Raw genomic sequence first — 10,616 nt, 5'->3', positions numbered from 1 at the left:
TATAAGAATTAAACGCCAGATTATAATAAATCTGCAATCATTTTTTCTAATTTTTCCTGATCAACTGCAAACTTACGAATGCCATCAGATAATTTATCAACGGCCATTGGATCAGCATTATGTTGCCAATAAAATTCAGCTTCAGTGATTGGCGCAGGACGTGATTTAACTTCACCATTAAAGGATAGTTTATGCTCTACTTCACCTTGTGCTTCTGATAACTCTTTTAATAACGCAGGAGAAATAGTTAGGCGATCACAACCTGCTAATTCTAAAATTTCACCAATATTACGGAAGCTAGCTCCCATAACGACGGTGTTATAACCATGCTCTTTATAGTAGTTATAAATTTCAGTTACAGAAATAACACCTGGATCTTCTGCTGGTGCAAACTCTTTTTTATCTGTATTGGCTTTATACCAATCCATAATACGGCCAACGAATGGAGAGATCAGATATACACCAGCTTCTGCACATGCACGAGCTTGAGCAAAAGAGAACAGTAAAGTTAGGTTACAGTTGATACCTTCTTTTTCTAATTGCTCAGCTGCACGAATACCCTGCCATGTAGAAGCAAGTTTAATCAGGATACGATCGTTACTAATACCCGCTTCGTTATACAGTTTAATTAAACGACGCGCTTTGACGATACAGGCTTGGGTATCATAAGAAAGACGTGCGTCAACTTCTGTTGAAATACGACCTGGGATCAGTTTTAAGATTTCTAAACCGATATTGACAGCAAGTTTATCACACGCATCAACGATTTGTTGCTCGCGAGAATCGCTTTGTGAACGCGCCCATTCAATCGCTTCATCGATTAATTTACGATATTCAGGAATTTGGGCTGCATTTAAAATTAAAGAAGGGTTGGTAGTTGCGTCTTGAGGTTGATACAGTTTCATTGCTGCAATGTCACCTGTATCAGCTACAACTGTAGTCAATTTACGCAAAGAAGTTAATTTGTTGGTCATTTTGTTTATCTCATCTACTAGGTAAATCTGTTTGCAGTCACCTGCGGATATCTATTGATAATAACATGGACTGCTCACACTACAAGATGCTTAGATTCATCGAAAGCAATTATTTGAATGCCAAACGATTTCGCAAAACAAAAGTAGCAAAAAACAGAATAACAACTCAGGCTGAATCGTTTAATATGTCTATTTTATGGCACATTGGTGAAAGTATTGTTTTTTCCTATTATTATGATTTAACTTATCTACCAAACAATTTGCTATAGTAGAACTAAATCAAAATAACTATTGAGGGAATTATGCTAATTACTATTTCACCAGCTAAAACACTGGATTTCGAATCGCCTTTAGCAACAACGCAGTTCACCCAGCCTGAATTGCTAAAATATTCCCAACAACTTATTACAGAATGTCGAAAACTGTCGTCCAGTGATATCGCAAGCTTAATGAAAATTAGTGATAAATTGGCAGGACTAAATGCGGCTCGCTTTGGTGAATGGCAACCTGACTTTACACCCGATAATGCGCGACAAGCCATTTTAGCGTTCAAAGGTGATGTTTATACCGGAATGCAAGCCGCTGAACTTTTCACAGATGACGACTTTCAATTTGCACAACAGCATTTACGTATCCTTTCCGGTTTATATGGCGTATTGCGCCCACTCGATTTAATGCAACCTTACCGCTTAGAGATGGGCATAAAACTGAACAATAAAAAAGGCAGTGATCTATACCAGTTTTGGGGTAACATAATTACTGAAACGTTAAATAACGCCCTTGAAGCTCAAGGGGATAATATCTTGGTTAATTTAGCCTCTGATGAATATTTTAAATCAATCAACCCAAAAAAACTCAATGCTGAAATTATTAAACCTGTTTTTCTTGATGAGAAAAATGGCAAATATAAAGTGATTAGTTTTTATGCTAAAAAAGCAAGAGGTTTAATGAGCCGTTTTATTATTCAAGAAAGATTAAGTGATAAGGCACAACTTAAAGAATTTAATCTAGAGGGTTATCAATTTAATGCCGCCGAGTCTGAAGGCAATACCCTTGTCTTTAAACGTGCAGAACATCTAGCAAAATAAGCCTCATTTTTTGCTATCAAATGATAGTAATTCATAAAAATAGCCCTGAAACTAGGGCTATTTTTATTGGGTCACAAGGGAAATTATAAATGCTTAACGACCACAGCTAAAGGCGACCAGTTTGATGAGGGAATAACGTCACTGCCTTGCATCGTCGATAGTTGTTGCTGATTAAATTGAGCCATTTGTTGAATAATTGTCGCAAGCGCTCGTGGTGACAATATTTGCTGCTTTTCCACAACCTTCACCGTATTATTTTCAGCTTTCCCTACCCTTGTTGTTTTAACCGTTAAAATAAACTGATTATCGGTAGTTCGGTACTGCCAATCTTCACCTACTTGGGAAGATATTAACTTTTCATGCTCAGATAACCCTGATACAAAAATATGGCTCATTTCACCTTCATCATACACCGTCACTTCACCATGACGTTTTTGTACTATATAAACATTATTACCACTTCCTCCACTTAGATAATCATTCCCTGAGGTTGAAATAAACAGATCATGTCCACTTCCGCCATTAAGATTATCATTACCTTCTCCAGCAATTAAAATATGGTGCCCTTCATTGACAACAATATGATCATCACCTTTACCCCCATCAATCACTGAGCTACTTTGATTATGATTAACAACAATATCATCACCATCCATTAATTCTATCATTGGTAATAAATCTATAGCTTGAGAGAATATATCTTGTGATCTGTTTGAAAATAGTTTATTGAGAGACAAAATAGAATTAACAGGTTGATTATCATTAACAGCAATATCATCTCTCAGTAATTCTGTTACCTTTAATGGATAAGGCTCTAGTGTTTGAGTGGATATAATACGCTGTAATTGCGTTGAACGTGATGATGGTTCTTCTCTATGAAAATACTGAGGATACAATGATAATGCCTCTTTATTTAAACGTAGGGAGGGTGGGATCATCAGAACATCACTTTGATGACTCAACCTAACATCCAAAGTGATAGTGGGGATCAGTAAACGCTGACCGCTGTCTGGCTTAGGCAAATGAAAAACTCGATTATCTTTATCAATAAATTGAAGTGTCATTCCTGAGTTAAAAATAGCACTAACACTTTCCGTATCGAAAACAAGTTTAATATGAGCATCAGGATTATAGCGATGAGATAAAACGCCATCACTAAACATCAAATCAAATCCACTCACATCGGATAAAAAGAAATGACTAGTACAATCAGATGTTAATTGTTTATCATTATCACTCAGAGAAATAATGATCTTTTCATTTCTATTTTTAGCTAGCAATGAGCTTATTTGATAATTGTCATAACCGCGACTCAGTTTAATTGATGAATGAGCCGCAATTCCAGCATAATGATTATTTTCGCTATTACCCTGTAGATTAAGCTTTAAATGTTCTCCAGAAGAGAAACCACTGTATTGTAGCTCAGGTAATAATTGAATAAGTTTAGTTTTATTTTCAGATTGAATAGACAATGTGTGTTTATCGTCATTAACAGAAAGCTGTTGTAGTTTCTCTTGCTGATTATACTTTTCTAAATAACTAAAGTTATATGATACCTCTCTTGGTTGATTATTATTTTCATTAATAGTAAGTATAAAACCATCCATAGTCACAATGGTATATCGATGGGCTAATAATTGACTATTTTTATCTTGGTATACATGACTTAATGCAATTAAATGCTCGATAAATTGATCAGGATCTTTATCATTACCAACTTTAAGCGTAAAAACAATATCTGTTTCACGACGAGAAATAGCAGCAATTTCATCAAAAGTATAATTTAACTGGATAAGACTAGCTTCTGTATGCGTCTCTTCATCAATAATAGTTTCAAGTTGTTTAACATTATTATCTGTATTTGATGCTCTTAGAATAGTATAACTATCATTCCCTGCCCCTCCTTGTGCATAACCTTCCCGTAATACCAGCGTATCATCTCCAGCTAATCCATATAATGAATCTACCCCTCCCATGCCATTTAAATAGTTATTTTTTTGGTCACCATAAATAATATCATTACCTATTTCACTGCCTACTACATTTTCAATACTCTCTAAATAGGCAATAACGGGTTGTCTTTGTAGTGTTATATTAGGCATTGTATCCGCTAATTTATGGGTATAGATTTGTCCTTGCTCTTGAAAGATAAAAAGTCTGGCATGAAAACTCTGGCTATTGGATTTATTTTCTCCCCCGATAAATTTAATATAATTTTTAGATAAATTAACTTCATACCCTATATATTTTTTTTCTGTCTGAATAATACGTAATGTATCATTACCTTCTCTACCATAAAAACGGCTGGCATAACGAGGAGATTCAGAAGTGAACACATTAAAGGTGTCATCTTTTTCTCCTCCACTTAATCGTTTAGTCCCATTATGAACATCAAATATATTTTGTGTTATTAATGGTGCAGCAATAATATCATCCCCATTATAAGTATTAAAATAAAATAGCTCATTCTCACGCCAACTTGGCTCAAAATATTGTTTTTCAGCTGTTGATTTAATTAAATCATCTGTTAATTCTCCTGATGATAAATTTTGCCATGTTTTTTCTTTTGTTGTTCTTATTTTATCAAAAAAAGAGATATCCACCTCATCCTCAAAAACAGGATTATCATCTTCAAATGCAAAATTAATCGTATAACGATTTAATTGATTAACATAAAAATCCATATCAAAAATGAGAATTTCATCTGTTGCGATGGCTTCTTTAGGAACATAGTATTTATATTCCGTTCTTTCGACACTAAGATAATGAGAAAGCGCAGCTATCTTTTCTGCTTCTTCTTTACTTAAATTTTTCGCCACTCGTTGTACAACAATTTCTCCAAACGGATTAAGTATATTATCTAATGTTTTCCCCAATATACGAGGGATCACTTTATAATAATGATGTTCTTCATAAAATTGTTTCTCATTCGAATAAAAATAATAACTGTGAGGCTCCTGTTTTTTTATTTCTTTAAGATGTTCTTGCGCATTTTGGTCAATCATGGTTTCTAACTGTGATTTTGTCTCTAAATAGACGATTTCATTCTTTTTGCTTGGTAAGATATCCCCCATTAAAAATGCATAAAAACCATTATTAAGTTCTTCTAGTGGTGTAAATCCTATTTTTTCTTTCGCTTCTTCTATCAGTCTTGCGGCATTATAAATTGAAATGGCTAAGGCGATAACAGCGCCCGCGACAATACCAATAGGCCCCGCGACCGTCGAGCCAGCAAGCATTGCGATAGAAACCCCCAAAGTAACCAATCCGGAAACTATAGCTAAAGAGCCATTCACAATATAGTCAATCCGTCGTTTTTCATTTTTTTCTACTGAGATACGGCTAAAGTTATCGTAGATATTATAGATATCAAATCCAATAGACAGGATATTAAGCCCGATACCAATCCGAGTGCTGGTTTTACTAATATACTCTAAAGGATTATTACGGTACTTTAATAATCCTTTAGCTAAAGCGATTTCAATGAGTTCAGATAAGCCATTATAGGCCATTTCTGACCATGTTATGGCAAGATTATTGATGGTCTCTCTATGCTCTTGAGGGGTTAATAGCGGATTATTAAGTTGCTCAGCAAGCATAAAGGTTGAATTGATTGATTGCCATATACCGAAGCTAATATTAGCGTAACCAATTTTACTGATAACTCTCATATGTCTGGGAATTTTTAATGAAGGTATTCTTAAATTTTCCCAATCTTGCTGATTATACTGTTTACTACCTAATGCTATTATTTTCATTAATCTTTCATGAGCCGCGACATAATCAGCTCTACTGGCCATATGAGAAAGAAAATATTTAATTTTATCTTGTTTGCTATTTAATAGATAACGTAATAATGCAATAACTTCTTTATCTTTTTCATTGCCCGTCACAGATAAAAAATAATCATTAAGATGCTGAGGATCAAAAGTAATTTTTTTATCCCAGTTCTCTATCTGATTAAGATCTATCGCATCGATACTTTCACCATTTATCTTTGCACCTAAATAACAGAGTAATCTTTTGTCAATGACAAGATTATTAATTTCCACTTTAGAAGAAATGGTAGAGCTATCTTCACTTGTGGCTAAGTTAACTTCACCTTTAAACTCATTGAGTTTATTTAATGCTTCTACTGGTGATAAAGCGCTAATCTCTTCATCAGACTGACTGATAACAGCGAGTTTTTTTAAATTATTTATGGTCTCTTTATAGAGTTCAAAGCTTGAAATTTTGCTCAATAATACTCGTGATAAAATACCTTTATTACCCTCATCAAAAAAAGCATTAAGCCTATTTTTAGATAGTTCACTTAAATTATCTATTAAGTGAGGAGTATCATAAATTGCATGAATAATTTCAATAACTTGATACGTTCTTTCCGCTAAACTATAGTTCCCATAGTCTTTATTAGTTATTTCTTGCCACTGTTCAAAGTTCGTTCCATCCATTAAAAATTGGTTAAATTCTTTATTAACAGAGGGATCATAAAGTGATTGAATTAAATTCCTTTTTATTAAACTATTATCTGACGTATTAAATATTGCCGATAATTCAACCAAATATTTCTCAATTGCATTATCAATGAGTAAATCGTGATTTATTATTTTATCACTGAACTCTGCAAGTTTTTCTTTATGATATTTAAGGTTAATTTGATCGACTTTCCTAATAATTGCACCTAATTGAGCATAATTGATCTGATAGCGATTTAACTGAATGTAGTTTAAAATATCAGCAATGGTCATATTGTCAGAATAGTCAGGAAAAATAGTGCTAATCTCATTCTGATAACCTAACTTAAACTCTTGATTATCTCTATAATTAGTGTAATTGTGTGAGACGAATTGATAGATTTCTACAGCATATTTTTTATTTTCAATATCTACTCTTTGCCTATTAGACACTGTATTAGGCTCATTAGGTACTGTTTCAGTAAGTAGCGTATTAGATGCACCTGTATCAGCAAGTAAAGGGTGACCAATAAACTGACTTTCAGTCGTCGGTTTTACCATAATGTATTCATTTTCAAGTATAAGACTGTTATCCGTCACAGTATAAATAGGCATATTTAGCCGCTGAGCAATCCCTTCAATAAATAAATGACCACTTTGATAACTAAATAAAGTCTCCTTATTGGAAAAAACAATTGTTCTTTCACCAACAAATTGATGTTGTAAAATAACATTTTGTAGTGATTCAACACGGCTTTTCTGCTTAACAAGCGCATTGGTGGCAGGAAAGTATTCTTCATTTCCAGCAGCAATCACTCTTATTTCATGTTTTAAACAATAATCAAGAAAACGGCCTATTTCTGGTTTATCTTTTAAGTATTGTGTTAATTGTTCACTTTTTACACCATTATAGAAATAAATGACGATATCATCTTGATAAACGCCACTAATGCTTTCAATAATAATATTATCTACAAAATCTCTAGTAATAAAATTATTATCAACAAATAAAAAATCAAAATTTTCTTTACTTTCATTAAATAACAGATAACTACCATCTATTTCATTTTTGTTCTGATTAAATGACTTTTCTAGTAGGGTAAGAGGATCATTTTCATTAATATAAAAATTACTAGGATGATAGCCATGGTTTCGCTCCTGATAATTATTATTAAAATAACTTTCTAATTGTGCTATTTCATGAATAATCACTCTATTATTAAACTGATGATTGCTAAAAAACTCAAGATATAAATCACGATAAATACCTGTATTATCTATTTTTTTTATAGAATCAATTTCATCTTCAATCAAATGAAGAAGCTTATTAACATACTTGTTGTTTCTATATTCTGATAATCTTTGATAAGTTACTTTTAAGTGCAGTCTATTTTCATCATCTAAAAGAAAAATATTTTTTATTTCAGAAATATCAATACCATCAATAATTTCTTTTAACGCTTTATAATTATTTTTAAAATTAATCGTATAATCATAACCAACAACCCCGACATTTCTATTTTTATCTAATATTAAAAAAGGGTTATCAATAATTTGCTCATAAATAAAATTACTAATTCCAGTATAACCTTCATTGATTTCATTAACCATCATTCGATAAAAAATTGCTGCTACTAGGCTATTTTTTTGTGCTAATGCAATTAACTTTTCCTTTCCATAAAGGAGATCGCCATAGAATAATTTATCTTCTATTTTCTGTTTCACTTGATTCAGGATATCAACAAGAGAAATATTTTCATTGTTTTGATTAAATAGTATAATTTCATCAATTATAGAAAAACTGGCTGTTATTTTATCAAAATAAATATTCCCCCTTAGTGTATCAATTAATGAAACAATTTTATTCAATGAAAATGATTTTTTACCATTTAATAAATAACTATTAATCTTAATTAAATCTCGATAATAAACATCATTAAATTCCAGATATCCTTTTGGCTTACTCATTTTTTGATGTGCATTAAATTCAGTAAATTGAATATCAATACCATCACTATTGCTCATTATAATTACTTTACTGGATTTATTATTCTCAAGAATTTTATCTAAATTATTTTTAACTAAAAATATTCCCTCATCAACAAAAACATTTTTGGCCACGACTTCAACTAATTTACTATTTATTTTAAGTTCTAAAATGAGATCACGCTGTTCACTGTAATGAATAACTCGTCCAACAACACCATCTTTAAAAGGCAATGAAAAACCAATTTTTTTTATATTTTCAGCAATACCTTTATGTAACTCGATTTCATTTTGATCCCATAAACTACGATATTTTGTTGTAGGATTTCTTTTATATTCATCAATTATAAAATATTCTTTTCCATCAGCTTTATTTAGAGTATAAGAGCCCATTGTTTTTATCAAAGCGTCTTTTATTGATTCTATATTAGAAAATTCCGTCAATTCAGAATTAGAATCAAATAGCGTAAATTTATAATGATTATTAGAATATCTCTTATAAGCAAGAGCAATGGCATGCGTTTTAAATGCAATAATCGCATAATATTCATTATAATATTGCATTATATATTCTAAGTGATAATTTATTTGTGAGAGACTACTTTCTAGCCTATTTGCATTCGATGCTTTCAAGCCATTTTCTGCTAAAATTTTTCGGTATTCGGTCGCCTTTGTTAAATCAAAAATTGTATAATTTATTTTTTCATATATTCTCTCCATTTGAAAAATCTGTGCGAATTTAATTTCCTTGATCTCTTTAATCAATTTTAATACTTCATATTCTTGTACACTATCAAATATAATTTTTTCAAGCTTATCAGATATTTTTTCTTTTTTATCCTTGTAAAGATTAATATTTTCCTTTAGCCAATGTAAATATTTATTCCCTCCTTCTATACCATTATTTCTAACCTCCAATAAATATTTCAAACTTATTCCATAACATACCCCTGAAAGTGGATCAAAATGGCTAAAATTATAATTATTTTCAGCTGAAGCGACAAGATTAATTCTGCCCATTATCTTTTCTAATGGTATTAATAAATCAGAAGTTTGTGAAAAATATTTAACGGATTTATCTTTCATTTTAGTAAAGAACCAATCCTTATCTAATTTATAAAGTAAATGTTCACCATTTTCTTTTAGCTGACGATGTTTAGCTACGGCAATCAAGAATGCTTCATCAATATTATTAAGATATATATGGAGTATTTTTTCTGAGTTTTCATTAGAGTCTCTAACAATAAAAATATTTTTATATGAATAACTATCTATTAATTCAATAGTTAAATGACTATCAATATGTACCTGTTTTTTTGCCTTAATATCATTAATAACTTCGGCATAAATATCTTTAGGTGTTACTTGCCAATATTTATCGAGAGTAAAGAAATTAAAATATTCGTTCTTAGCGTAAAATCGGTAAGATATAGAGTTATCAGCAACACTGTTTTTAACCATTTGATTAATAGTATGAATAAGGTCATCTTTTTTAGAAAAGAATTCCACTGTACCTTCAAAGTCAATGATTTTAAATAATTGATTGGTATTATCTATCTGTATAAATAAGTCTTTATCTTCTATTTTTAAGTGAAAGGATCCTGATGGGTAGTGCTGAAATACTGAATTAATACGTGTTTTATTTAGCTTTTGATAATTTTTGTTTGTAAGATAAGAATTATTAACAAATAAATTCTCTATACTTGCATTAATCTCTTTTACAATAAAATCAATCGCTTTAGTAAATTTATCCCGATTATAAAGAGATAAATTACTTTCTATTTTTATTAAAAAATCATTAGCAGCATATTCATTTTTATAAGTAAGAATATAAATATAATTCTCAATTAAAACACGTCTTACTGACTCAATATTAAAAGGTAATTCAACACTATGCTCTTTAATATATTTCACTATTTCTAGTGTAATTCTTTCAATATCATCATTGATATTAATTTTCTTAAATCTACCCATAGTCTACCTCTTTATTGTTAATTACATTAAGAGATAAAAACTAGTGTAATTCTCCTTAGCATTAAATGATTATTTTCTTATTTTTATTTGGGTATAAAATTATTTAAAACAATAAAAAAGCCCACCCTTATAGTGAGCTT

3 protein-coding genes are annotated in these 10,616 nt (G+C 31.0%); 1 reads left to right on the top strand and 2 read right to left on the bottom strand.

Annotated features, from left to right (window positions below):
* Positions 1-20 precede the first annotated feature (20 nt).
* Positions 21-974 carry a transaldolase gene (gene tal / locus AACU95_RS15655; RefSeq protein WP_004245217.1) on the bottom strand — a complete coding sequence of 318 codons (954 nt, stop codon included), beginning with the start codon at positions 972-974 and terminating at the stop codon, positions 21-23.
* A gap of 302 nt (positions 975-1,276) precedes the next feature.
* On the opposite strand from tal, the gene yaaA reads away from it, so the two are divergent.
* Positions 1,277-2,062: a peroxide stress protein YaaA gene (gene yaaA, locus AACU95_RS15650; protein ID WP_049211263.1), complete on the top strand. Its 786-nt coding sequence runs from the start codon at positions 1,277-1,279 to the stop codon at positions 2,060-2,062.
* An 83-nt stretch (positions 2,063-2,145) separates the two neighbouring features.
* Here the strand turns inward: yaaA and AACU95_RS15645 are convergent, their stop codons facing one another.
* The gene (locus AACU95_RS15645; protein WP_161737110.1) at positions 2,146-10,476 is read right to left on the bottom strand and encodes a calcium-binding protein; all 8,331 of its coding nucleotides are present in this window, start codon (positions 10,474-10,476) and stop codon (positions 2,146-2,148) included.
* Between the last annotated feature and the right edge of the window lie 140 nt (positions 10,477-10,616).

The organism is Proteus sp. G4415 (genome assembly GCF_963896075.1).
Classification (GTDB): Bacteria; Pseudomonadota; Gammaproteobacteria; order Enterobacterales; family Enterobacteriaceae; genus Proteus; species Proteus mirabilis.
This window is presented reverse-complemented; position numbering and strand designations above follow the sequence as displayed.

Coding starts and splice junctions, on each gene's coding strand:
- tal (WP_004245217.1), bottom strand. CDS start 974: ATGACCAACAAATTAACTTCTTTGCGTAAATTGACTACAGTTGTAGCT.
- AACU95_RS15645 (WP_161737110.1), bottom strand. CDS start 10,476: ATGGGTAGATTTAAGAAAATTAATATCAATGATGATATTGAAAGAATT.
- yaaA (WP_049211263.1), top strand. CDS start 1,277: ATGCTAATTACTATTTCACCAGCTAAAACACTGGATTTCGAATCGCCT.